The sequence below is a fragment of the Vibrio aquimaris genome (assembly GCF_009363415.1).
Taxonomy (GTDB): Bacteria; Pseudomonadota; Gammaproteobacteria; order Enterobacterales; family Vibrionaceae; genus Vibrio; species Vibrio aquimaris.
Window position 1 is genome coordinate 1,734,848 of the sequence record NZ_CP045350.1, and the last position, 24,364, is coordinate 1,759,211.

29 protein-coding genes and 1 pseudogene are annotated in these 24,364 nt (G+C 41.4%); 3 read left to right on the forward strand and 27 right to left on the reverse strand.

Annotated elements, in window-relative coordinates; all coding sequences use genetic code 11:
- Positions 1 to 6: 6 nt before the first annotated feature.
- From FIV01_RS08080 to FIV01_RS08110, 7 genes and pseudogenes are all read right to left on the reverse strand, one after another.
- Positions 7 to 2,904 carry a pyridoxal phosphate-dependent class III aminotransferase gene (locus FIV01_RS08080; RefSeq protein ID WP_152430545.1) on the reverse strand — a complete coding sequence of 966 codons (2,898 nt, stop codon included), beginning with the start codon at positions 2,902 to 2,904 and terminating at the stop codon, positions 7 to 9.
- Positions 2,905 to 3,489: 585 nt separating this feature from the next.
- Positions 3,490 to 3,699, reverse strand: a complete 210-nt coding sequence (locus FIV01_RS08085) for a hypothetical protein (protein WP_152430546.1) — start codon at positions 3,697 to 3,699, stop codon at positions 3,490 to 3,492.
- 54 nt (positions 3,700 to 3,753) lie between these two features.
- A pseudogene (locus tag FIV01_RS08090) lies at positions 3,754 to 4,515 on the reverse strand (IS5 family transposase).
- A gap of 332 nt (positions 4,516 to 4,847) precedes the next feature.
- Positions 4,848 to 5,312: a GNAT family N-acetyltransferase gene (locus FIV01_RS08095; protein ID WP_152431690.1), complete on the reverse strand. Its 465-nt coding sequence runs from the start codon at positions 5,310 to 5,312 to the stop codon at positions 4,848 to 4,850.
- A 107-nt stretch (positions 5,313 to 5,419) separates the two neighbouring features.
- Positions 5,420 to 5,935 carry a flavodoxin family protein gene (locus FIV01_RS08100; RefSeq protein WP_152430547.1) on the reverse strand — a complete coding sequence of 172 codons (516 nt, stop codon included), beginning with the start codon at positions 5,933 to 5,935 and terminating at the stop codon, positions 5,420 to 5,422.
- Positions 5,936 to 5,998: 63 nt separating this feature from the next.
- Positions 5,999 to 6,358: a putative signal transducing protein gene (locus tag FIV01_RS08105; RefSeq protein ID WP_152430548.1), complete on the reverse strand. Its 360-nt coding sequence runs from the start codon at positions 6,356 to 6,358 to the stop codon at positions 5,999 to 6,001.
- A gap of 140 nt (positions 6,359 to 6,498) precedes the next feature.
- Positions 6,499 to 7,029 (reverse strand): GNAT family N-acetyltransferase, encoded by a 531-nt coding sequence (locus FIV01_RS08110; RefSeq protein ID WP_152430549.1) that lies wholly within the window; start codon positions 7,027 to 7,029, stop codon positions 6,499 to 6,501.
- 205 nt (positions 7,030 to 7,234) lie between these two features.
- Here FIV01_RS08110 and FIV01_RS08115 point away from each other — a divergent pair, with 205 nt between their 5' ends.
- Positions 7,235 to 7,756 carry a DUF2058 domain-containing protein gene (locus FIV01_RS08115; RefSeq protein ID WP_152430550.1) on the forward strand — a complete coding sequence of 174 codons (522 nt, stop codon included), beginning with the start codon at positions 7,235 to 7,237 and terminating at the stop codon, positions 7,754 to 7,756.
- Positions 7,757 to 7,787: 31 nt separating this feature from the next.
- On the opposite strand, the gene FIV01_RS08120 is transcribed toward FIV01_RS08115, so the two are convergent.
- From FIV01_RS08120 to FIV01_RS08160, 9 genes are all read right to left on the reverse strand, one after another.
- Positions 7,788 to 8,144 carry a VOC family protein gene (locus FIV01_RS08120; protein ID WP_152430551.1) on the reverse strand — a complete coding sequence of 119 codons (357 nt, stop codon included), beginning with the start codon at positions 8,142 to 8,144 and terminating at the stop codon, positions 7,788 to 7,790.
- Between the two features lie 6 nt (positions 8,145 to 8,150).
- Positions 8,151 to 8,582, reverse strand: a complete 432-nt coding sequence (locus FIV01_RS08125; RefSeq protein WP_152430552.1) for a GNAT family N-acetyltransferase — start codon at positions 8,580 to 8,582, stop codon at positions 8,151 to 8,153.
- Positions 8,583 to 8,609: 27 nt separating this feature from the next.
- Positions 8,610 to 8,939: a zinc ribbon domain-containing protein YjdM gene (locus tag FIV01_RS08130; protein WP_152430553.1), complete on the reverse strand. Its 330-nt coding sequence runs from the start codon at positions 8,937 to 8,939 to the stop codon at positions 8,610 to 8,612.
- Between the two features lie 104 nt (positions 8,940 to 9,043).
- Positions 9,044 to 9,460 (reverse strand): MmcQ/YjbR family DNA-binding protein, encoded by a 417-nt coding sequence (locus FIV01_RS08135; protein ID WP_152430554.1) that lies wholly within the window; start codon positions 9,458 to 9,460, stop codon positions 9,044 to 9,046.
- Between the two features lie 86 nt (positions 9,461 to 9,546).
- Positions 9,547 to 10,083, reverse strand: coding sequence for an AAA family ATPase (locus FIV01_RS08140; RefSeq protein WP_152430555.1), 537 nt, complete (start codon positions 10,081 to 10,083; stop codon positions 9,547 to 9,549).
- A gap of 27 nt (positions 10,084 to 10,110) precedes the next feature.
- Positions 10,111 to 10,530 carry a GNAT family N-acetyltransferase gene (locus tag FIV01_RS08145; RefSeq protein WP_152430556.1) on the reverse strand — a complete coding sequence of 140 codons (420 nt, stop codon included), beginning with the start codon at positions 10,528 to 10,530 and terminating at the stop codon, positions 10,111 to 10,113.
- Positions 10,531 to 10,629: 99 nt separating this feature from the next.
- On the reverse strand, positions 10,630 to 11,010 hold the full coding sequence (locus FIV01_RS08150; protein WP_152430557.1) for a nuclear transport factor 2 family protein: 381 nt from the start codon (positions 11,008 to 11,010) through the stop codon (positions 10,630 to 10,632).
- Positions 11,011 to 11,145: 135 nt separating this feature from the next.
- Complete coding sequence (locus FIV01_RS08155; protein ID WP_152430558.1) at positions 11,146 to 11,493, reverse strand: PilZ domain-containing protein; 348 nt, start codon at positions 11,491 to 11,493, stop codon at positions 11,146 to 11,148.
- A gap of 155 nt (positions 11,494 to 11,648) precedes the next feature.
- The gene (locus tag FIV01_RS08160) at positions 11,649 to 12,524 is read right to left on the reverse strand and encodes an NAD(P)-dependent oxidoreductase (protein WP_152430559.1); all 876 of its coding nucleotides are present in this window, start codon (positions 12,522 to 12,524) and stop codon (positions 11,649 to 11,651) included.
- A gap of 303 nt (positions 12,525 to 12,827) precedes the next feature.
- On the opposite strand from FIV01_RS08160, the gene FIV01_RS08165 reads away from it, so the two are divergent.
- Entirely contained in the window at positions 12,828 to 13,496 is a 669-nt protein-coding gene (locus FIV01_RS08165; protein WP_152430560.1) for a hypothetical protein, read from the forward strand.
- A gap of 34 nt (positions 13,497 to 13,530) precedes the next feature.
- On the opposite strand, the gene FIV01_RS08170 is transcribed toward FIV01_RS08165, so the two are convergent.
- The 4 genes from FIV01_RS08170 to FIV01_RS08185 form a co-directional block, all read right to left on the reverse strand.
- Positions 13,531 to 13,755 carry a hypothetical protein gene (locus FIV01_RS08170; protein ID WP_152430561.1) on the reverse strand — a complete coding sequence of 75 codons (225 nt, stop codon included), beginning with the start codon at positions 13,753 to 13,755 and terminating at the stop codon, positions 13,531 to 13,533.
- A 92-nt stretch (positions 13,756 to 13,847) separates the two neighbouring features.
- Positions 13,848 to 14,324 (reverse strand): Dps family protein, encoded by a 477-nt coding sequence (locus FIV01_RS08175; RefSeq protein ID WP_152430562.1) that lies wholly within the window; start codon positions 14,322 to 14,324, stop codon positions 13,848 to 13,850.
- Positions 14,325 to 14,481: 157 nt separating this feature from the next.
- Positions 14,482 to 14,829 (reverse strand): DOPA 4,5-dioxygenase family protein, encoded by a 348-nt coding sequence (locus FIV01_RS08180; RefSeq protein WP_152430563.1) that lies wholly within the window; start codon positions 14,827 to 14,829, stop codon positions 14,482 to 14,484.
- Positions 14,830 to 15,002: 173 nt separating this feature from the next.
- Positions 15,003 to 15,374, reverse strand: coding sequence for a MarR family transcriptional regulator (locus FIV01_RS08185; RefSeq protein WP_152430564.1), 372 nt, complete (start codon positions 15,372 to 15,374; stop codon positions 15,003 to 15,005).
- A 219-nt stretch (positions 15,375 to 15,593) separates the two neighbouring features.
- On the opposite strand from FIV01_RS08185, the gene FIV01_RS08190 reads away from it, so the two are divergent.
- Complete coding sequence (locus FIV01_RS08190; RefSeq protein ID WP_152430565.1) at positions 15,594 to 16,268, forward strand: DUF2982 domain-containing protein; 675 nt, start codon at positions 15,594 to 15,596, stop codon at positions 16,266 to 16,268.
- A gap of 27 nt (positions 16,269 to 16,295) precedes the next feature.
- Here the strand turns inward: FIV01_RS08190 and FIV01_RS08195 are convergent, their stop codons facing one another.
- From FIV01_RS08195 to FIV01_RS08225, 7 genes are all read right to left on the reverse strand, one after another.
- Positions 16,296 to 16,943 carry an MBL fold metallo-hydrolase gene (locus FIV01_RS08195; RefSeq protein WP_152430566.1) on the reverse strand — a complete coding sequence of 216 codons (648 nt, stop codon included), beginning with the start codon at positions 16,941 to 16,943 and terminating at the stop codon, positions 16,296 to 16,298.
- An 84-nt stretch (positions 16,944 to 17,027) separates the two neighbouring features.
- Entirely contained in the window at positions 17,028 to 17,567 is a 540-nt protein-coding gene (gene mepK / locus FIV01_RS08200) for a peptidoglycan L,D-endopeptidase MepK (protein WP_114785487.1), read from the reverse strand.
- Between the two features lie 178 nt (positions 17,568 to 17,745).
- Positions 17,746 to 19,299 carry a L,D-transpeptidase family protein gene (locus FIV01_RS08205; protein WP_152430567.1) on the reverse strand — a complete coding sequence of 518 codons (1,554 nt, stop codon included), beginning with the start codon at positions 19,297 to 19,299 and terminating at the stop codon, positions 17,746 to 17,748.
- 108 nt (positions 19,300 to 19,407) lie between these two features.
- Positions 19,408 to 20,499 (reverse strand): DUF1513 domain-containing protein, encoded by a 1,092-nt coding sequence (locus tag FIV01_RS08210; RefSeq protein ID WP_152430568.1) that lies wholly within the window; start codon positions 20,497 to 20,499, stop codon positions 19,408 to 19,410.
- Positions 20,480 to 21,490, reverse strand: coding sequence for an imelysin family protein (locus tag FIV01_RS08215; protein ID WP_152430569.1), 1,011 nt, complete (start codon positions 21,488 to 21,490; stop codon positions 20,480 to 20,482). Before FIV01_RS08215 ends, FIV01_RS08210 begins: the two co-directional genes overlap by 20 nt.
- A 9-nt stretch (positions 21,491 to 21,499) precedes the next feature.
- Entirely contained in the window at positions 21,500 to 22,888 is a 1,389-nt protein-coding gene (locus tag FIV01_RS08220; RefSeq protein ID WP_152430570.1) for a di-heme oxidoreductase family protein, read from the reverse strand.
- A gap of 115 nt (positions 22,889 to 23,003) precedes the next feature.
- Positions 23,004 to 24,266, reverse strand: a complete 1,263-nt coding sequence (locus FIV01_RS08225) for an imelysin family protein (RefSeq protein WP_152430571.1) — start codon at positions 24,264 to 24,266, stop codon at positions 23,004 to 23,006.
- Positions 24,267 to 24,364 lie beyond the last annotated feature (98 nt).

The window sequence follows — 24,364 nt, forward strand, 5'->3', positions numbered from 1 at the left end:
CCTAAGTTACGCTAACTCAATTGCTAGCTCGTTTATTTTTGCGATTAATGATTCAAAGTCAGACATGGCTAAGCATGGATTTAGAATCGTAAATTTAAGTGCCGTTTTACCATCAACGATGGTTTCGCCCAATACAGCAACACCACGCGTTAAAGCTTTAAGTCGAACTCTTTTATTCAATTCATTTAGATCTACTGAATGTTTGCTTGTGACTCTAAACAAAACCGTCGACAGTAATGGGGTTGATAAAAGCTCGAAGTCTTTTTCTTGGTTGATTAACTCGGCAACCTTCTGGGTTTGTTCTAACAGATGATCATACATGGCCCCTAATGTTTTAGGCCCTACGTTTTGCATCGTCATAAACACCTTTAAGGCATCGAACCGTTTAGTGGTTGCGATAGACTTATCGACAAGATTAGGTAACTCGTCGTGTTCTCTATTAAGATAATCTGCATGATGAAGCAAATACTTAAAGTGAGCTTTATCTTTAACCAGTAAAGATCCACAGCTTATGGTTTGATAAAATAACTTGTGAAAGTCGACACTTATAGAATGGGCACGTTCGATTCCTGCCAAGCGGTCTTTGTGACTACTTAATACCAGCGCTCCGCCGTATGCCCCATCGACATGCATCCACATTTGGTGAGCTTCTGCTATATCAGCAAGCGCATTTAAATCGTCAATTGCACCATGGTCTGTCGTACCAGCGGTACCTACAATTGCAAATGGGATGAGGCCATTAGATTTAGCGTCTGCAACCACTCTTTCCAATTGCACTGTGTCCATAGTGCCATCAACGTTGGTTGCAACAGTCAAAACAGACTGTTTACCAAGCCCCATCCAAGATGCGGCCTTGTGAATGGTAAAATGCGATTTATCTGAGCAAATAATCCGTAGTTTATCTGCATAATCTGGAAGCCCATGTTGACGAACTGAAAGACCAGATAACCTATCTGCAATCCAATCTCGCGCCAACATCAATCCCATTTGGTTACTCTGGGTTCCACCGCTAGTAAAAATACCATCAGACATTTTGCCTAGTTCATATTTTTCACACAGCCAACTCACTACTTTTTGTTCGACATAGGTTGCAGATGAAGCTTGGTCCCAGGAATCCATAGACTGATTCAGAGACGCAATGATAGTCTCAGCCACTACCGAAGATAGCAGCGGAGGTGTATGCAAATGTGCTATGCAGTCTGGATGCTGTGTGAAGATGGCATTTTTACCAACAAGATCTGCGGTATGGTCAATAACATCGAGCAGATTGGACTGTTGATTGTTTAGGTCAACCGCATTGATTAACTCCTCAAGTTGTTTAGGTTCAATGCCTGAATAAGGACCACTAACTTGCTCAAACACTTTTTCCATTGCCGCAGTCGCATGGTGCATGGCTGTACTAAAATCAGCCTTCTCCATTCCACCTGTTTGAATGAAGTGTTTTTTCCATACCTGATTTGACTCCTGTTGTTTCTTATAAGAGCCGCCAGAAGCCAGAATGGCTTCTTCGAGAACACGAAGAGCAAAATCGATCTGTTCAAAGGAAATAATAAGTGGTGGTAGGAAACGGATGACCGAACCATCTCGCCCACCTTTTTCAACCATTAAGCCTCTTTCGAGAGCCGCGCGCTGAATAGATAAGGTTAATTCACCATCTGATGCAGGTTCACCGAACTTATTTCGCTTCTGATTTGGCTGACAAACTTCCACACCCAACATCAACCCTTTACCACGTACATCAGCAATACAGTTGACTCGCTTTTGAATGCCTTCCAGCCCCAAACGTAAATACTGGCCAGCAACATTTGCGTGTTCGACAAGATTGTCACGCTCGATGATCTCGAGGGCCTTTGCACCAGATACCATCGCAAGTTGGTTGCCACGAAACGTACCAGTATGCTCTCCAGGTAACCAAGTATCATGCTCTTTATTGATCACCAACAGAGACATTGGCAAGCCTCCACCAATTGCTTTGGATAAACATAATATGTCCGGAACGATACCCGCTTCCTCGAACGCAAAATGGTATCCAGACTTACCAACACCGCATTGGATTTCGTCAAAGATCAGTAGTATTTCATGTTCATCACAAATACGACGAAGCTCTTGTAGCCAGAATGCTGGAGCAGGTATGACACCACCCTCACCTTGAATAGGTTCGACGATAATAGCTGCAGGCTTCATGATTCCGGCCTCGTCATCATTGAGCAAACGCTCAATGTAACGGATACCAGCACGTGCTCCCTTTTCTCCGCCCAAACCAAAAGGACAACGTAAGTCGTACGGGAATGGCATAAAATGCACATCCGACATCAAGCCAGTACGGCGAGCTTTGGTTCCTAAATTACCCATCATGCCCATAGTGCCATTGGTCATCCCATGGTAAGCACCTCGGAAAGCAAACATGGTATTTCTACCAGTGGTTTGTTTAGCAAGTTTTATCGCAGCCTCTACAGCATCAGCTCCTGAAGGTCCACAGAACTGGATAACGCAATTTTCTCCAAGCTCTTGCGGAAGAAAATTTTTCACCGACTGGATAAAGTGCGTCTTGGCTTTCGTCGCAATATCAAGCGTTTGGTATGGAAGGCCTGAATCAAGCTGATTTTTGAGTGCTTGATTGATTTCTGGATGGTTATAACCAAGAGCAAGCGTGCCAGCACCCGCTAAGCAATCCAAAAAAATCTGACCTCGTGTATCTTCAACCAGCACTCCATAAGCTTGTCTTATAGCTATAGGAAGTCGACGAGGATATGAACGGACCTCAGATTCATGCTCGGATTGTTCTTGTAAAACGGAATCAGGGGTGAGGTCGTAAACTCCATCTACAACGGGAATTTGTGACGAAAATGGACTTGCGATATTGTTTTCATTCAACGAATTATCGACTTCAAAGGCAGTGCTCATGACTAGCTCCTTCGATATTCTGTGTAACTTATTTAACTATTATATGGGATAGCAGGTACGGCTGCCCGTTCGTATCAAAACCACAAAAACTGGCAATACGAATACACTCCATGCGAATAAATGGATTAAAACTTATAATTGGGGAATCAAGGTTCAGTAATGCAACTGTTTTGTAATACAGGGCATTGAGGTAGAACAAAGCTGATCAGTGTGTGTTTTTTATGTGAGTTCAATGTTGGGTTTCCCATCAACATGTCGCATTAGCGACATTAGTATCCCATCTATCGACAAAAGAGCTTGTCGATACCTACCCTACGCAATAAATACTCAGCCTGAATAGTTATCACGCGTATCCCCCAGTTTATCAATATTAAGACAAATCCGAGATTGCTCGAGAAACTACAGTAAAAGAAAACGTTTAACAAGAACTTCGTGCGATTTACGAGAATTTATGTGACTCGACCTAAAAAGAACATATAACACTCAAGGTGGATAATTAACTGTCCACTATCAAAATTCGAACCAGAGTATTTAGGTCATCAATGATACCATTGTTAACTATTAAGCCTGCATTTTCGAATGAGGTCACCGCCCCTTTATAATGACCGTTTGGTCCGTACCTTCATCACTTATCTTTAAGACAACATTATCGTTTTCTATAGACAGTGCGATTTTGTTAATCAGGTCGGCGACTTCAACATCGTTATCATCCAGAATGTCTCTAAAATCGAGTAAATCATTCCCTAGTTCAAAATGTTTAACGACTTGAGTACCGCTGTCTAGAGTATTACCCAACCATTTAAAAACATTATCACTAAGGCGTGTTGATCTTTGCTGTGCATTTCGTGTTCAACAATACATCGGTAGCCACATTGATATGAATGCCAGCGATAACATGCTGGCATAATTCCTTTCTAACTTGTCGTACCTACTTGAAATAGTCCGATAATGCTTAATTTTCGCAAAGGCATTTTCGACTAAGTGACGATACTGGTATAGACACCATTACATGCTGTCTTTGTCTATATCTTGTCCGTAATTGCGTTTAGCTATTACCGTTTAGCCGTCACGTTCTTTAACAAAAGTACGGAAAGGCTCGCTGTCATATCCTTTATCACAAACGATGGTATTAACTTCATCGAGTTGCTCAACTAAGCTTTCGGCATATACTATATCGTGGCGTTGTCCTTCTGATAAATCAAAGCAAATCGGCAGGCCACCACTATCCACGGCTAAGTGAATGTTGGTTGAGTTGCCCCCGCGACTTTTACCTATTTGCTCTGAACTTTCAGTCGCTGCACCTGTACTATGCTGATGCGCTCGAACTATAGAGCCATCAAGAAAGACCCATTCAAAATCAGCCATGCTAGATAAGCTTCTGAAAAGCTAGTTTAAAATCCCTTTCTATGACCAAAGATTAAATCGTCTGTAAACGCTACTCCACTCTCCGAACTCAGAGGGGAGATCTCGCCAAGGAATTCCTGTTCTCATTCGATAAAGTATTCCTTCAACTGTCATTCGATGTTCAGTTTTATCGTAAATACGACCTGTACTTTTCATAACTTGGAGTAGCAGTGCCCAGCGAACATCAGTTAACATAGTTCTTGGCATAGTATTGGTTATGGTTTTACTTTTGGCGAAGCAAATTATAACTCTTTACTATGCCGTTCAAAAAACACTTACGAAAGATCAACACGCCCTAGTGAAATGTCTAAATCAGACACATACTTTTTCGCATTTCCTCGCAACGCTGCCATATAGATATACGCTATGCAGTTGGTTCTCAAATGTAGATTCAAGAGTTTGAATGGTATTTTCAAGATAAGACTTGAACTCTGGCTGAAGATAATCTAAAGGACAAGGGTTCACTATAAAGCCCTTACTATCCAGACCATTATTCAACTCATCGGACATACTACTCCCCCGCTTTATTTACAACCTAACTATAAATATTGCTCCATAACAAAGTTGGTCAGCAATTGACCTCGCATTTCGACTTGTTGCTCACGCACAAGCGTAAATCCCATACGCTCATAGAAAGGGCGAGCGGTAATACTAACCTCGGAATAAAGTCTTGAGATACCACGTTGCTTGGCCTGTTCTATAACATATTCCATCATTGCACGACCGACGCCTTTCCCTTGAAACTCATAGTGACAAAAAAAGTGATCAATCAACCCAGAATCTTGCAAATCTGTATAGCCTACGAGCTGACCATTAATTTCCGCAATGTAGGGACAGATTTGCAGCATTTTTTCCTGCCAAACTTCTTGATTCCAGTTATCTGGTGCCCATGCTTCAACTTGCAGCTGAGAGTAATGCTGAATATTAATATTTCGAACAGTGAAGAAAAACACTTCCCATAGTGCCTCTACATCTTCAGGCTTGTATTGACGAATTGTAATCATTGACAGCTCTTTAAGTCTTAACACAAAACTCACATCTTGTGCTATAAGTGACATAAAATCAATACTTTACTGCGATCCGCATATAGATACCGAAAGACAGAAGAAGGTTAATCAACCGATTCGTGGCATATGCTCTCACTAAACCATTGTGCAATAGCATGCACCCGAGCTAGGTCCTCATCTTCATCGACGGGAAGGTAACCAAAACCACGAAATACCAAGTTCATATAATCGGCGGTCAGCTTAAAGGGTTCAATAAAGCATTCCGGTAACTCTTGCCCATAACCAGTCGCCAATACTGAAATCTCTTTTCCTTCTAGCTTTCGGCCAAGTGACTTTTCTATTGTCAGTAAATCTGACAAGCGATCGAAAAAAACTTTAAGCTGAGCAGACATAGCGTACCAGTATACAGGAGAAGCAAATACGATATGATCGTAACGATTTAACATACGGATCAATGGGATAAAGTCATCGTTACGATTTTCATGGAAGCTGTCATAATAGGAAAGCTTATAATCCAGTAAGTCAAATACCTTGGCTTGAGTTTGATCAACAAACTGACTGATCAAATCTCTCGTACTGCCATCCGTTTTCGACGTACCTAAAACTACTGCTATCTTCATTGGAAACCCCTCCAATAATGTCAGCTAGCCCAAACGTTTACAAAAATGCCCACAATCGCAACATCAAATCCCGTGTTTATAAAAACGCTGCAAAACCAATAAGTATAAATACCAAAAAGCTGACTCTTTACTTTTGGTAAAAAGTTCAATATTTAGACTACTACATTTTGGGCAATGATCCTGTGAACTGACGCTTTTTTCAGCATATAATACATCTGAAAAGTCAGCGCTCAGAATATTCTCGGCTTGCTCTAGATCTTGCTCAGCAACCATCAAGCGCACACCCCCGATTGCATTTGAGTACAACCACTGCGTATTGATCGTATACTCATCAGCAATACAGCTCTCAATACCAGCCGCCTCAAGACTCGCTTTCGCAATATGCGCTTCATGCGGAAACGAAAAGCGCGCGACAATAATCATACTTCACCCTCAGGTCCTAGGCTTTTAGAACAAAAGATAGCATTAATCACTATTAAAGCGATTCGTACCGACCATAGCAATAGTAAAGCCGTCTGGGGTGAGATTTTTACACACCTCAAACGTAAAGGCTCAACCGAAAGCTAGTTTTGTATATCAAACGCCGTTTTTGGATCGATAGAGAATGTAATGAGTTCATCGCAATCCTGATAGAGATTTAAGTCCGGCTCTGGCGTCATCCCCAGTTTTCTAAGAACTGCAATAGATGGTAAGTTTTCAATCATTGATACACCATATATCCGTTTGTGTTTGTTCAAGCCAAATGTTTCTCTAATAACGGCTAGTGACGCTTCTAGAACATAGCCTTTGCCTTGATACTCTTGCAACATACCATATCTGATATCACTAAAGTTTGGATCTTCACATAGCTCAACCCCAACATAACCAATTTTTTCTCTGGGTTGAGACTTTAAGTTTATGACATATGAGCCAAAGCCATGGACCCAGTGTGCAATTCTATTGCTATGTGTACGTTGGATTTCAGTTTCAGTATAAGCCGTACCTTTAGGTAAAAACTTAGTCAGTTGATTTGAACTAAGTATTTTTCGATAAATATCTATATCATCCTCTTTGACGGGACTCATCACTAATCTCTGTGTCTCTAATGTTTTCATATTCCCTCAACAGATGCCCATTTTTCTTGGCACTTATACCAATAACAAAGGTTACAGTAATGTTCGAACATAACATAAAAGAACCATATGAAACACGTCCTTATTAAATTTGAAGATGCCATAGAATTGAGTTAGTTAAAGCCTCTTTATTTGCTTGTCATGTCTCTATAAAATAATGGGGTTTATTTATCAAAATGGAAAAACCATGGCAAAGCTATCGCTGCAAGAACAAATGTTGAAAGCTGGTTTAGTGAATGAAAAGAAACTAAAGAAGGCGAAGAAAGGATCCAAAAAATCACGCACTCAGGCTCGTGAGGTTAAAGCCGCTGTAGAAGAGCAAAAACGCCAGCAGCAAGAACGCGACAAGGCACTCAGTACAGAACAAAATGAGCAGCGCCTCAACAAAGAAATTCAATCGCAAATTAAGCAACTCATTGAAATGAATAAGCTTGCTAACAATGACGGCGACATTAAGTATAATTTTACCGATGGCACATTAGTTAAATCCCTGTATGTCGATAGTCTAATGCGTGAGCAACTTATTAAAGGGATATTGGCGATTGCACGCTTTGGTGAAGGTTATGCGGTCATTCCTAGTGTGGTGGCAAACAAAATTTCGCAGCGCGATAGCGACATCATTATTGACCTCAAAGAGCCTGAATCTGATGTCCCTGTAGAAGACGATCCATACGCTGACTTTGTGGTACCAGATGATCTTATGTGGTAACCGACTATGCCACTCATACATGAGTGGCGAATTAATCCATCTTACCTCGCAAGCCGATAAGATTCCCAAAGGGATCTTCCATCTGACAGATAGACTGCCCCCCTTCAATCTCCATTGGACCTCGATATAAGGTTGCCCCTATAGATTGCAGAAAGTCGATTGATTCCCTGACACTATCTACTGACCAGTAAAGGACGGTTCCTGATTTCCCAGACGACACCTTACTATCGGCTTGGACAATCTCCAACGAAAACCCTTCAATATCGAGTACAGTGAAGTCAAACTCGGGCAGATAATGGGGAGAGGCAAGAGGAAACGCTTTCTGGTACCAATCAAGTCCTACAGAGACATCGGGCACATGAACAAGAAGTGCCACTGGGTTATGCAAAATATTCTATTCCTCATAGGTTAGGTAGTGGTATCCACCAAACTCGTCCATGTGTTGTGATTGACTAATAAAACCATGAGATTGATAGAAGTTTAACGCTGATTTATTTGGCTGCATACACTTTAAACTTAACCTAGTGTATCGGGGTTTAACAAACTCAAGTAACCGAGCACCGATGCCTTTTCTCGTATATTCAGGCGAGATGTAAAGGTGATGGATAAAGTTCTCAGGCTCCCAAATAGAAATAAACCCCACCGGATTACCTTTGCAAAGAGCTACCCATATTTGCTCACCTTCCACATCAATATCAAAATCAGCAAGACAAAACTGCTTGCTATCTAGCCATTTAAAAGTCGTTGTTCTCGAGGCCAGATAAATCTGCCTCAATGTTGGTAAGAATTTATTTTGATTTGAGGTAATAATGATTTCATCATGCACCGCTCTTCTCCCCGGCTCCAATAAAGATTATGACTTTTTAACAAAATGAGCCGTGATCATCATCTCTCCTGCTCCATCTACTTTGCAATCTAACTGATGGTCTTTACCTTCTACTATCCGTCTTATTAAAGCTTTAGTACCAATTTTTAATACCAAGGAGCTGCTTTTCACTTTGAGATCCTTTGCTAAGGTGACTTTGTCACCTTCTACCAACGCATTGCCATTCGCATCTTTGACGGTCACAATGTCTGGCTTTTCGTCTGGGTTCCACTCATAGGCACATTCTGGACACACAAGGTGGTTTTGATCAGGGTAAACGTAGCCAGATTGACAGTTTGGGCAAGAGGGATAAGACATAAAAAGTACTCCAGTTTTTATATCCTGCAATAGTACCTAGCTAGTATTCAAAGCGCTAGCTAGGTGCAAAATTTTGGGATAAACAACATTATACAGGTGAACACCTAATCTATGGGTTTGATTGCGGCGTTCCCCAAACCACTGTAATTGCCGATACTAAGGGCAACATCGCCAGAATCCGTTTGCTGTGTCTTAGTTTTGCTTTTTGAAACCATACGATAAGATTCAGTAATATAGTGCTTAAGCTCATCATCTCGATACCAAATCGTATCAAGTTGTTGGATCCACTTTCCATCACGACCTGAGGCATGAGGCGCAGGTGTATAGCCTTTATGGCTTTTTAAAAACTCATAATTTGAGTCCGACGTTTTAAAACTAAATGCAGGCTTTCCACTTCTGCCTCTCCCACCAAAGGCGAATACTTTTCCATTAATTTTCCAAACATGGCCATTACCACCTTGAGCCACTTGGGTGGTATCAGGTAGCGAGCGACAAAACGCATTAAACTGGTCATAATTCAAGTTAGAATCCTCTTAATTTTACGACTAACCCTGACAAAAGGCCGAGTAAAAATGAGGAAGAAAGTAAAGCGTCGTCACTCACACGCTCAGATAGATGGTAGGTTGTTAATAACGAAGTTTGCTCGCTCTGTTGTTGAAGTTTTAGGCACCTCAACCAATTGATAACCAAACCTTTCGTATGCATTTACCATCTGCTGATACGTCGCAACCGCTTGACCAAAATCTTGCTTACGTTCTTCATCATTCTTATAAATTTCCTCCCAAGGAGGAAAGATAAAAACCTTTGAGTTATACATAAGCTCATTACATCGATTTATCAGTTCGGTAGATAGGAAGATTTGCTCAAGTTGGCTATATCCGTAACAATCTATAATGCTACGGTCATAAAACATTACATTAGGATCGGTATACATTTTGTGATTACGCACTTCTTGAATAATCATTAGATCGCGAAACGCTGTTTTATTTGCCCATGGAAGGCCTGAACCGCCGGTCCTTATCTGATCTTGAATCACTTTGCGTCCGGACTCTGGTGCTGACGGATATCCCATGTCGCTGAGGTACTCTAGTAAGGATGTTTTTCCCGCACCAGGGCCACCAGTAAACACAATTCTGTTATTCATATTCCGAAATGTTAAAAAGTATATCAATCACAAATGACAAGCCATGTGGTAAAATTTGTCATCTTCCTGTTCAGTCAAAAAGTTTAAACGTTTATATAAATGATAAGCAGGACTCATTTTAAAGACTTTAAGCCTAAGTATATTTGCACCCGAGCCAATAGCTAAACGCTTTACTTCGTTGAGTGCTAAACCACCAATACCTTTGTTTTGATAGCTATCGATGACTTGCAAATCTCTCAAATAGCAACAGTCATCGATAGTCTCTAATCGAATAGCGCCAATAACCCTCTCATCAGACAAAATATCAAAATTCACCAGCGAAGCGATCTTTTGCTTTATCGTATCAGCTTGCCAATCTACTCCATAATATTGATAGTATAAGCGCATATTGGTGTAAGTCATTTCCGCTGACGTTGACAAATCTTCAGTGCTTTGAAATGTAACCACAGCACCTCCATTGTTGTTGATGAATAAAGTTCATCCTAATGTCTGTACTTAAAATAAATGAGTACATAGGAGAACCGAGTAAACAACCTAAACTTTGACTCAGCTTTCAGTAATAGTGACCCAATCAGATCTCCACGGTTGTGGTTCCATAGCATCAGGCCAAAACTCTGTTTGTCGAGTAATTAGTCCGTTTTTCACTGTATGGAAGGTGATTGCACGTTCTTTTTGCACTCCATCACTGACAGAAACATCTGTAACAACTCTTTCGCCCTCACAAATCAGTGAGTTGATAATGAAGCTCCATTGACCATTGCTTGGGTAGGCCGAGTTGATCGCAGAAAAGTTATCTCTGCCACAGGTCAATTCATTAGATTGAGGCCAGAAGCCCTCGAAATCGATACTAAGGTATGTACTAGCTTGGTGAAAATCATTACTATTCATCGCTTCCCAATAAGCAAGAACTACACTTTTCGCATCCATTACACACCGCCTATTTTTGCAATAAAACAGCAGGTTAGCAAACCAGAATGTAATAAGTAAATGTATTATCTGAAGTTTTGAGATAAGCATCCTTCACACAGCAATGGCACAGTCAGTCACTGTGCCATACTCTGCTCAATGGATAGATTTTGCAAAATGCGATGGGTACTCTTGGAGTATATGACGTTGTTCTTCTACCATATTTTTAAAGGTTGGCCCTTCATTCAGTTTAAGAATAACTTCGCCATTATCAAAGCGCAGAACCGCCCCTTTAAACTCTATTTTTTCTTGGCTGTGAAGCTCAAGCGTGCCCGACATCAACAGCCCTTTATACCAGTCGGTAAACATGTTCATCACAACACGTATACCTCCTTCTGAAACTTCTGTGACATAAAAAATCTGATCGTATATATGTACACAAGGCCGGGCTTTCTTAGGATACTTCAAGCGATAAAATTCTCGTTTTTGATTTTGTTCAATCATAAGCAGCCTCCTACCACAACAAATAGCCTGTTTTTGCGGCCCTATCTCCTGATATGAAAACAATTAACTCCTACATTCAGTATCGACCTCAGTGACAATAACTTTAGAATATTCCAATCCAAGCAGAAGATAGTCGAGTTTCCCCTTTTATAAAACTAGGCTAAATCATAAGCTTTAATCAGGACTGAGGTATCCATTCGGCCCAACCCGTGCTTCTGAAGAGCAGCATACATACCATCGACTTCCTCTGTCATAGGTAAAGGTATATTCTTACTTGATGCTTCATTTAAGCAGATACCCAAGTCTTTTCGCATCCAGTCAATAGCAAAGCCAAAGTCAAATTTTCCTTGCGACATTGTCACGGCACGATTCTCCATCTGCCATGAACCCGCAGCTCCATGCTGCAGAACGTTCACTACTTTTTCTATATCCAAATCCGCAGACTGTGCAAGCTGAAGTGCTTCACTCAACCCCTGCAAAATACCCGCTATGCATATCTGATTGACCATTTTACAGCGCTGCCCTTGACCATTTTCTCCAAGAAGAACGGCTTGCTTACCATATGTGTTAAATACCGGAGACAGAGCTTCAAATACTTGTGTTTCTCCTCCACACATAATGGTAAGTGCTCCGTTTTCAGCACCAGCTTGCCCTCCTGAGACTGGAGCATCGACAAAATGTACGTTTTTATCATTACAAGCTTTTGCTAATTCCTCAGCCAGCTCAGCTGAAGTTGTAGTGTGGTCTACTAAAATAGACCCTGGTTTCATGGCCGCTAAAGCGCCATTATCACCGAGCACGACACTTCGAACATCATCATCATTACCCACACATACAGCAACAAGATCACAACCTTGCGCAGTCAGATAAGGCGTGGCAAAGCATTGGCCTGAATGCTGCTCGGTCCACTGCTCTGCTTTTTCGATAGTACGGTTATATACACGAGTAACAAAGCCTGCATTCGACAAATGCCCCGCCATGGGGAAGCCCATTACACCTAAGCCGATAAATGCCACTGTCTCTATTTTCATGTACTACATCCTTATGTTAGGCGGTTCAACTAATTGAGTATGATATCACATATACTTTTATTTTTACTAAGTTAGTTGAATAGCGAAAAAACCATATAGCCTCACTGAGGCACGGGTCTATAAAGCGTAAAAATTGTCTTCTACGATTGGCTGTAAGAAATATTTTGAGTTAATCTTTTATAAAACCGAATGCATATTTTCACAAAACTCTTCTTCGCTGTTTACGTTTGATAATTACAAAGCGTAACACCGTTAGAACCTATTCATGAGTATTTTCTCTACAACAACTAAGGACGTAATACTATGCCAAATGGTGTGACACTCTATAACAAGTATCTTTTTGGAGACTGTATTCAATCTACAGTTATTCAAAGTTTAAATAACGCGCCAGGACTTCCAGGTGGTGGAGGAATAGATAGCGATACGGCTGGCCGTATCGGTTATAAAAATATAGATACGGGCGTAAAAGTCGCTGGCTCCAACAAAGGGAGAATCCAAGGAATATGTTGCGGTATTACTGCTGGGTGGATGGTAGCACTATTAGGCGGAAACGAAGAAGCCACAGCACATAACCAGTTCACCAGTTTTTTTAAAGGTCCATTAAGGTTTCAAGGGGGCTATGTCAAAGACTTTAAGGGCAATTCTTCATCAATAAAAAGCTTACTCGCGGGATTCGGGCTTAAAAACACCAATAAAGCAAACTCCTCAGAAACAATGACACCAGAAAAAATCGCCTCTGTGCTACCAGGCGAACAAGGTTATTGGGCTGGTTATCTATCAGCCTACGCTCATGCAATCGGAATCGGTTATAAAAATTATAGGTATTTTATTATGGAGCCAAATGGAGGCTTGTTCGAATACCGCAACAAGAAAAAATTTGCAACAGACCTAAAAGCTTTTCTTAAGGCAAGGCGTGACAGAAAAAGTCCAGGGACTGACGCAACCATGGAAGCTTATTTCTATACGTCTTAAAACATGAAAGCAGGGCGTTGCCCTGCTTTTTTATTTAATGAGGAGAGTCACATGGGTCGTACCCGAACTCTGATTGTTGGTAAATATCTGATAACGCCTTTTCTTTTTTCAACTTCGTTGATCTTTTCAGGGGTTTGATATTATCCAACCCCTGTGACTCTAACGCTTTTTCATGTGCTTTAGCTGAGCGAATAAACTCAGGGTTATTTAACGCCACTTGGCGCAGGCGGTTAACACGTTCAAGGGTATCCCATAACATAATTCACCTCCAAAATAACTGGTTACATATACAGTATACACATCTCCATCTACAACTCAAGAAAAAGAACTGGTTATTTGACCAAGTACACTTTAGTTCATATATGCATTAAACATCCACATTAATTTTTCTTGTTCGCGAATATAATCACCCATTAGAGCTGCAGTACCTTCATCGTCAGCATCTTCGGCTTGGGCTAATATTTGGCGCTGTTGAACAAGTAGAGCACTAAATCCATGTACTAAGCCCCGAACACACTCCTGTCCTGTGGTTGAGTTTTGATGTTCTTGAATACTACTTTTATTCAAATATTGGCTGAAGCTATGATCTGGTGTAGAACCAATAGTCAAAATACGCTCTGCCAGTTCATCAATCTTAGTTTGTAAATCAACATATATTTCCTCAAACTTCTCGTGAAGTTCAAAAAACTGCTGACCTTTTATATTCCAGTGGTAACCTCGTGTATTCATATATAATACTTGGTAGTGCGCTAACAAAGCATTTAACTCGCTTGCAAGGGCTTGAGATTTTTCGTCATTTAGGCCGATTAAGTTTACTTGGTTGGTCATAATCTATTCCTCATCAATTTATTAAGGTTTACCCTTTCTTTAAGTTCAATATACACATTAGTTTACAATTGGTGAAGGCATTCATATCTATATAATCGATAGTCAAAGACTATCAAAAAAACGTTCAATAGTGAGAAGAGAAAAGAGGTAGGCGCCGTTAGTTGTTATCAAGTGCTGAAAGGTTGAGCTCAACAGGTTTTCCTAACCAATAGGCATACTCTGTATGATCAGTAATGTCATCACCAGTAACGGCATGGACTAAAATAGACAAGCCTCCACGAGCATTATCTAGCCAGGGGATTAATCGTTCAAAATCTGCTTTCTCAAAACTGATAGAAAAGCTCCACATCGTATGCGGCCCAACTAATTTCTGATGAAAGCGCCCTACTGCTAAAGTGAAATCTTGAGTAATCTTTGACCGTAGCTGCGCGGCAAAATCACTCGTTTTATCATCAAAATAAACATGAGCATGGTAGGACTGATGAATATTGGTTGGAAAAGTCATGAAAAGCTCACTTTGTAGGTGTGTAACGCACCTAATATACCATATCAGAGTGGGAAGAGCTCATTTCTTAAACAGATCGCAGTTGGTATACCAACAAAAAGAGCCTCGATATTATCGAAGCTCCAACTGGTACTGCGTATCATTTCGCATCGATGTCTACTAGCTAGCGTTTTTTAAACGGGCTTATAAATAACTTTGTTTCCAGCTAGCTGTTCTTTCGCTACTAGATTCTCTTCTAGTAATTTTTTAAGTGCACCTGTTGCCCAAGAAGCGGCTTTTGATTCCTCTTGTCCAGCAGCAAGACCAATACCTTTAGGGTTGATACCGTCAGCATTGGCAACGACAATATCAAGTACTTGCTGCTGCTTGGGCGTTAAACTAGTGTCTACCACTTTCGCTACTGCGGCTTTCTTTTCGGTAGCGGCAACTGTGACTTTTTTCTCAGCCTGTGGCTTTTTGCTTGGTGTCGCTTTTTCTTTAGCAACCGCCGCCTTCAAGTGCTTTTTCAATTTCATCTGCACTTTGCGCTTATGAGCTAGTCTCATAGAGTATCTCTCCATTTCACTGCATTGCGAGCAGTGGAAAAAAATTAATGGCGTTTTATAGCAAAAATCTAACGACATTGACAGTATCTAACAAGCTTAATCCGGTAAAAATACGTGTTCTGCTAGGTGGCGGCTACAATTTAATCAACACCTAATGTGATCTATGCTGTGGCCACTGAATATATAAACAGAGGTTAAAAGATTTACTGGAAGCGAACTATGGAAACATTGCACATTACCCATCAACCTATTCAACTGTCTTCCCCAGGAGCAAAATTGCTCGCAGCAATTATTCTAGCAGGCCTCATTTCTCTTGTGGTCCTTGCACCTAACTTGCAGCTGGCAATTATTACCTTGATTGCTGTACTAATTTTTCTCGGTTTTGCTCAATGGTTAGTCCACAAAAGTACGGTTTCCTACACCTTGACCGCTTCTCACTTTCAACAACATCTACACAAGGGGGGCTGGGTAGTAAAATGGAATAATATCGGCAAGATTGGTATTTGCCATTATGACAACCAAGGATGGCAGCAACCCTTGCCATGGATTGGAATTAAGTTAAAGCAATACTCTCCTTATTTAGAAAGTATATGCCCGAGAATAGCTACCGATATTCTTTTAAGTCAACGTGCCCTACTGTATATGGGGATGAAACAAAGTATTCTGAATGCTCACTTCGAAGACATAGTACTTGACTCAAAGCCGTATAAAAGTGAGCAAGGTAGAGAATATCGGGGCTTACAAGCAATGCTGGCAAACCGAATGAACTACCAAAGGAGCTATTTTGACTATGACATCTTTATTTCAGCCAATGATATCGACCGAAGCGCTGAGGAGTTTGTCGGCCTAGCACGGCGCTACCTGGCAGCTGCAGAGTCAGAAGGTATGAATTGATCCTATGTTGACGAACATTCCTCGGCACTATAATTCATCTGCAACAAATGGGTTTGATGCTCGCTCATAGCCAAATGTCGACTCTGGCCCATGACCCGGTACAAACCTAACATCGTTACCCAAAGGCCAAAGTTTCGTTTTAATTGAGCGTATCAGTGTATCAAAATCACCTTTAGGAAAATCCGTACGCCCCACAGAACCGTTGAATAAAACATCGCCAACAAACGCCAATTTTGCTGGTTCACTAAAGAGCACAACATGGCCTGGGGTATGTCCTGGAGTATGATAAACATTCAAACACTCTTTACCAAAATGTATTGTGTCACCATCGTTGAGCCACTTGGTAGGTTCAAAAGCCTGAGTAGGCGGAAAACCAAACATTTGACTTTGCTCTGCAAGTCCTTGGAGCCAGAAGTTATCGTCTTTGTGAGGGCCTATGATATTGACGCCACCCAAAAGCACAGAAAGTGATTGAGTTCCACCAACATGATCTAAATGTCCATGAGTTAAAACAAGCTGAGTAATGTTAATCCCATTGGCTTTGATTACCGAGGATAATTGCTCAACATCTCCTCCCGGATCAACAACAATACCATCCATCGTTTCATCACACCAAACAATAGAACAGTTTTGAGAAAATGAGGTGACAGGAACAACTTGGTACTTTAGAGACATATCCGAGCCTTAATCAATAACTAAACTGGCAAGACTATGACACTTGGGAAGGTTTTTGACAACCTTATAGCATAAATCTATTGTCTACCAGTGGCGTACTGGCCCAGTATCTATATGGACGAAGTTACTTCTTGGATAATAGCCTACTCCTCCTGCTTTTAGATCCATAGCTACATCTCGCACCTGTTTTAGGTTAACACCGTCTAAGCGAAAATCGATTGCCTGCCCCAGCATGTGATAACTTTTTTTGGCAACCCCACTCGATACTGAACGCAATGCTTGATTGGTTTCAGGTGAGCGGTAACCAGAAATAATTTGAACCTGAGTATCCACACCTAATTCAGACTGGATCAGGGAGATCATATCAAACAAATTCTTATCCATCTGATGAACTTGGTTTAAACGAAAATCTCTGCAAATATTATCGATTCGAGCCAATTCTCTGTTTATATAATTTCGACCATCGAAGTAGCAAGATTCTAGCTCCTCACCTGTATGCAAATTATTAAATGCAAGGCTCCGAGGTGCTGTGGCACATGCTGATAAAGCAACAGATGGTGTGCAACTCGCAGCAATAACACTGCCACTGGCAAATTTGATAAAATCTCTGCGAGAGAAGTTCACAATAAGGCCCCATTCATCTCTTTGGCGAATATATTTTGAGCGGGGACCTTACCTAACAATAAATGAGAGTGCAAACGCCAAAACGCGTTTTTAAAGGGGTAGATAATTATAAGTTAGATTACTATCTGACGAGGTTAGAAAAAACCAAGATATGAATAAATGTTATTTTTTGGCAAATTTAGCTTTTACCATGGATTCGTCTATCAAAACGATATATATCGTCCCTGTATTGAATTTTTCCACCTTCCGACCACGCGGTTTGGTAAATGATGTGCACAGGAACTTTACGTGTAAGAGGAATTGACTGGTTAGCCGCTACTTCATTTTCATCGACTAGAGACATATCCGCACCTTGCCGTTTCAACAAAATTGAAGCAAACTGCTCAGCATTTTCAACTCGAACACACCCCGAGCTAAATGCTCTGCTTACTTCTTCAAAAAGTTCTTTACTTGGCGTGTCATGCAAGAAAATTGCTCGTCGATTTGGCGTATTAAACTTGTATAAACCCAAGGCGTTATTATCACCTGACAATTGAGTCATTTTGTAAGGAAATGAACTCGGACGAAGGTTCTGCCAATCAATTTCGTTAGGATCGATTAACTCTTTAGAACCCCACCTTGGTACAATAGTGATATTTTCTTTGACCAAATATGCAGGGTCTTTTTTAACCCTAGGTATAATGTCACGTACCATAATCCGCCAAGGCACGTTCCAAGTAGGATTGAGAATCAATGATTCAAGTTCAATAGTCATCAAGGGTGTCGGCCGGCCTCTGCGTCCGACCACTACCTTGGACTCGAACACTTCTTTACCAGAAGACCAGTATTTCATCTCAAAACCTGGCACATTCACAATGATCAGGTTATCGAAATTAATCGGCCACAAGCGACTTCTTTCAGCATTTAGAGCAAGGATAGCCAGCCTTTTGTGGGGTGATGTGTTTAACCACCGCATAGTGTTAGAACCTATAACACCGTCATCCTTTAAACCATGTAGTCTCTGAAACTCTTTGATTGGCGCTTCTAATGTTTCATCATACCAATCAACATCGCGTCTCACTCCCGATAAATCAACATCTACCATTTCCATTCGCACAAGAAGAATTTCTCGATTGTCCAGAGGCTCGCCAACCCCTCTAAGCCCTTCCTGCGTATATTCTGGAATGTCTAATTTAGTAAACTTAACCACATGAAGGTAGCTATCAAGCAATTTCTGATAGTCCGAGCTGTCAGGGGTATAAGTTTCAATGAGCTCGCTCAGTTGCTTGTTTACTATGGATGACACCACCATTTGTAGAACAGCACTGCTTAACCTTGGGAGCGGCTTATACAACATAGATTTGAAAAACCAATCATAGCCCAACACTTTGGCTTGTTCTGCATAACTGATGTAGAGAAGCAGAGTGTCTGTCGCTAGAACGTCATACTCATGCCAACGGTTGCTTTTCCGATAGTATTCCAAGTATTGAAGTTGGCGGGAAAAAAGAGGGCTAAACCCTGCGCTTGCAATAACCTCTAACTGGAACTCAAGACGAGTGCTTTGTTGAAGATCGAACCATATAAAGCGATTATCATGCTCATGATAAATACTCTCGACATCTTTTGAGAACTGCAAAACACGAAGAACATGGCTATCTTTCTCCAACCAACCAATTTGTTCAAAGTAACTATTAGCTAAAGATTGGAAAGGCATCAAAATTATTAGCAGCAATAAAAGATACAACCTAGCCATCTTACTCTCCGATTCCTTCGTGTAGATTGAAAGTATGGCAGAGAAATAAGAGGCCAGTAATAAATGTTGATAAGAAAGTTAATTTTTTAAGCTTTACAATAAGCTAGGTTAAAAAATTCTCGACCAGTGGTTATCCCATTGAATTCCCGATTGAATTTTATTCTTTTTGTGTGGGGAGTATTGGGTGATAACACCTCCAGCACCCGAGCTAATTTTGAAATATCCTGCATATGCAATGACTCCGGACGCATCAGGCAATGCATTTAACTCTTCCAACAGACCTGTTTGTTTGGACCAAATACCATAACAGTTTCCTCTTGGAGATGTAGCCAGAATCCACTCTTTAGTCGCCGCAATACTAGCAATATAGTGATTAAACCTAGCCCATTGTTCTAGCTGAGCTTGTAAAGAGCGCATTTCTCCACCCTGTGTATGCATAGCTAATAGAGATGGATACGCATCGGGTTCACCTCTGTATTGCTGACCACAAAGGACAGTATCAGACCCATCGTGAGCAAGATGGCGAATACTCAGGTGGTGATCAGGCAGAGAGACTTGTTCTACCAATTCACCAGTCGCGTCTAAATAACTCAAGCTTGGCTGCATAGATGAGAGATTCATCGGCTTGCGTCCATCGGTATGAACCCCGCCAACTCCGATAGCAAGTTTATCGTCAGGCATCACAATAACCTCATGAGGCCCGATACCAAAGCCTGTGAACTCGGCCACCTTTTTGTAGCCACCGAGCACATCATAAACTCCAATGATCCCTCTACTGGTTGTACGCTCTCCTTCTGTCGCATACAACCACATACCATCATTTGAGTAGACACCATGCCCGTAATAATGTCGATTAGGCTTTGTAGTCTTGAGAGTTATTGTTTCGCCCGTTATGTAGTCAAACACGATAAAGTACTGACCTGGTCGCCTTGCAAAGGCAACGGCATGGTTCAGTGTTTTATGAGTCGCAACACCATGGCCACGTGATGGAAGTGGCAGTTGTTTTAGAGGCAAACCTTGTTCGTCAGCAATAACAACAGAGTATTTATCTCTACCTTGTAAGGCACAACCGATAAGAGCTGGCTTTCTTGTTGACATAACTTTGTTTGCACAACCGAGCGGAAGTACAGGCACAGCTATTCCCACCAGTGCTGCTTTTAGTAGGTTACGTCTTGTATTATCAGTCACCATCTGTTGCATTAAACCCTATAACCACACCCAATTTAATCGCCACTTCCTCATGAATAAGATACTTAAGCTGTTCCAATTTGTTATATTGGGCATAAGCGACGCGATAACCTTCTTTAGATTGAAGTAATTCAAATAAGCTTTCATCAACGGGCCATGTTTCCAAAGTAGATGAGAACTGGCGCGTTATACTATCAGCAAGCTGTATATGCCCATTTTGACGTAAGGTATGATCTAACCCATTACCATCAGATAGATACAAAGTCTGCATTGCTGTAATATTTGCTTTTAAGTTTTTCATTGACGTGCGAGAGCGCCATGATTCGGCAAAATAAGGCCTCGGTTTACCAAACTTTGCAAGCGGACGAGTCATCTTCTTCATACTGTATTCCAGTTGATTGGACAGCAAAGAGATGTACTCAGAAGTCCACGCCTTTTCATCTAATCCCGACCAAGGGTTTTCTTCCCAAGCAGAAGCTATCAGAGCCGCATTATTGGCCAAATTACTCGCAATTGCTGTAGCGACATGACAGTGTCTAGTTGAAGTCTTAAGCGGTGAATCTTGGTCATATAGCAACCATTCAATGGAACCAAGCCCTTGAACAGTCACACTCTGCTGGGCAATATCATCTTGATTCCAATGTTTGTCACTATTGACCAAAGCTGCCATTTTGCGGCCCGTTGTGTTCTTTTTATCCGGCCAAAACTGTATATTCCAACTCTTTTCTAAAGCGCGCTCCGGGCCTCTTTCTTGGCCTTGTAGTGCCATCCAAGACAACATGGTTTGCTGCCACTGCTGTTGAACTTGTTGTAAATCCCCTTCTTCACAAAAGGTGAGCATTTCGTTTTCTAATTTATTGGCTTGCTGCATGAAGTGTTTAGCAGAAGCTAATTCTACCTGATACACACCTTGACTAGGGTGCTCCTCTTCATGAGACACCAAACTACAACCTGCTACACTGGTCAGTAGAAAAGTAATAGCGGCTATTGATAAAGGTTTCATTTCCTTTCCTTATAATGAGTTCAGAAATGCTATCAAAGCATCACGTTGCTTTTGATTAAATGTCAGCACCGTCTGTTTTGACGACTCGGCTTCACCACCATGCCAAAGTACCGCTTCCATTAAATTACGTGCTCGACCATCATGCAGGAAGTAGGTATGCCCATTAACCTCTTTGGTATAACCAATTCCCCAAAGTGGGGCTGTTCTCCACTCTTTTCCATTAGCTAAATATTCCGGGCGATTGTCTGCTAAGCCCTCCCCCATATCATGCAATAGTAAATCCGTGTATGGATGGATGGTCTGATTGGATAATGCTGGCAAATCTTCACGCACTGATGTGGTGACTTGACTCTTATGGCAACTGTCACAACCTGCTTTAACAAATAAGCTTTGTCCTAGCTTGACGTTTGGTTGTTCCAAATTGCGTCTTGTTGGCACGGCTAGATGTTGCGTGTAAAACTCAACGAAATCAAGTATATTATCACTTACTTCTGGTTCTCCACCATTGGGCAACTCGGCGCAGAGGGTTTGCTTTGAAGTGCAGTTTTGATTGGGAAATAGGCGACTAGTCAGACCGACATCACCATTAAATGCCGCAGCATTTTGCTGCATTAGAGTTGGTTGACCTGACTTCCAACCAAATCGGCCAATAGCAAATTGGTTTTTCTCAACATCCCACACCTTGTTCACTTTGCCAGAAATGCCATCATTATCATCATCACTTTCGTCTGCCCATGACATGAGTGTTTGTTCTGAGATACTTTCCAATAACCCTAAACCAATCATTGGTGGTGCGACACGAGCAGAAAACTGCGTATCAGGATGCATTTCACCGTAACCAAGCTGTTGTATTTTAAGTTCAGGTTTACGTAAGATGACTTCTGTACCGTCGGCAAAACGCACGGGGACTTGAGTATAAGTGATACTTATCTGCCCTTCTGGTATTTGATCTTGCAGAGCGAAGTCTTGAAGCTGACCACCATACGTCGGCTCTGGTACAATCCCTTCTTTTATGAATATTTTTTTCTGCTCGGCTGACATAGCAGGGATACTCAGACGAACTAACATCGATACCGCATGAATATCATCTTTCTCAGGCGGATGTCCTCGACCATCTTTAATATGACAGTTCTGACACCCATTAGTATTGAAAAGCGGACCTAACCCATCTCTTGCATCTGTCGTTGCAGGCGCTTGAATCCATGGATTACGGAAAAAACTGTTACCAACACTAAAATCAAGTCGTTTAGTCAAGGGGAGATTAGAGGCAGGAAGTGAGAAGGCGTTAGCTCCTTCCTTTGCAACACTTGTCGCTCCGCCAGAATCTACCTCATATGCCGATACACTGCTACTCAGGGTAAGTAAAGTGGCTAACAAGGATTTAAAGTACAACTTCATACTAGAGTTTCTCAGGCAAATGGCACCACATAATTGAGATGAGTTCTCATTAAAATATGGCTTTAAAAACAACAAAAGGGCTCTAAAAGAGCCCTTAGAAAAGAGTGTATCCTAATTAGAATTCATGATCCGCTGTATCAGGGTTCAGACTGCTAATACCGACAATTTTTGCGGCACGTTCAATAGAGGCAGTTTGATCGACAAGAGACATAATAGTTTTGTTAACCAACGCATTACCTTTTACATTATCGGAAGCAATCAGTTGATCAAAATACTGACTATTCTTTTCCGCTGATGTAACAAGTTCCCCTACTTGAGTGCGAGTCGTATCGAACTGTTGCTGGATTTCTTTCGCTGCTTTTGCATCTTTTTGAGCCACTAATTGAGCAATGCTTGCACCAGAAACTACTGTTCCATCAATTCGCTTGTATGAGCCAGTGTAGACATTGTAAATACCCTGCTCGTTGTAGTAATGTGAGTTGTGGGTGTTATCTGAAAAACAATCGTGCTCGTCTTCGGTAGAGTTAGCTTCCAACGCCACTTTCATCCGTTCACCCGCAAGTTCTCCCAGAGAAAGAGAACCCATACCAAATAGCATTTTACGTAAACCATTATCCGCAGATTCATTGAGAAGCTGCTCTCTGTAGTTGCCCTTAACACCCTCTTGCCACTGTTTCTCCATCCATTTGAGATCTTGGACTAAAAGATCGGCAGTTGCTTTTAAGTACTCTCCACGACGATCACAGTTACCATTGGTACAACCTTTACCAACTACAAAATCCGTATAAGCACGCTCGCCAGCTCCCGCCTGAGTGCCATTTAAGTCCTGTCCCCATAGAAGGAATTCAATGGCATGATAACCGCTAGCAACGTTCGCTTCAGAGCCACCGATTTCATTAAGGTCTGCGATGCTTTTTGGTGTTAGTTTATTAACATCTAATTCAGTTGCACCGATCTTAAGCTTTTTGTTAGCAACAATATTTGCACTCGCACCTTCGTTGCCTAATTCGTATTGGTAGCCAGTTGCAACATAGTCAATAAGACCTTCATCAAGAGGCCACGCGTTAAGTTGACCTTCCCAATCATCAACTATTGAATTGCCAAATCGAAAGACTTCTGACTGCTGGTATGGTACCCGCGACTTAATCCAAGCTTGCTTTACTTGATCTAATGATTTTTGTGAAGGCGCGGCTAAAAAGGACTCGATAGACTTGTCTAGCGCCTTCGCAGTTGTCAGTGCATCGGAAAATACTGCATGAGCAACATTAGCGTACTGCTCTACGACCTGTTCTTTTGTCACATCTGCAGCAAAAGCTGAGCCACTGGCTATCAAAAGTGAAGCAGCCACAGAACGGGCCAAAAGTGATTTTACATTCATTTTAAAGCGTCCTTGGTGAGCTTAATAATCATTCTAAATTATAAGTGCTAATTATTCTCATTTACACTCATTGACGCAAATAATACAAACTTGGATTT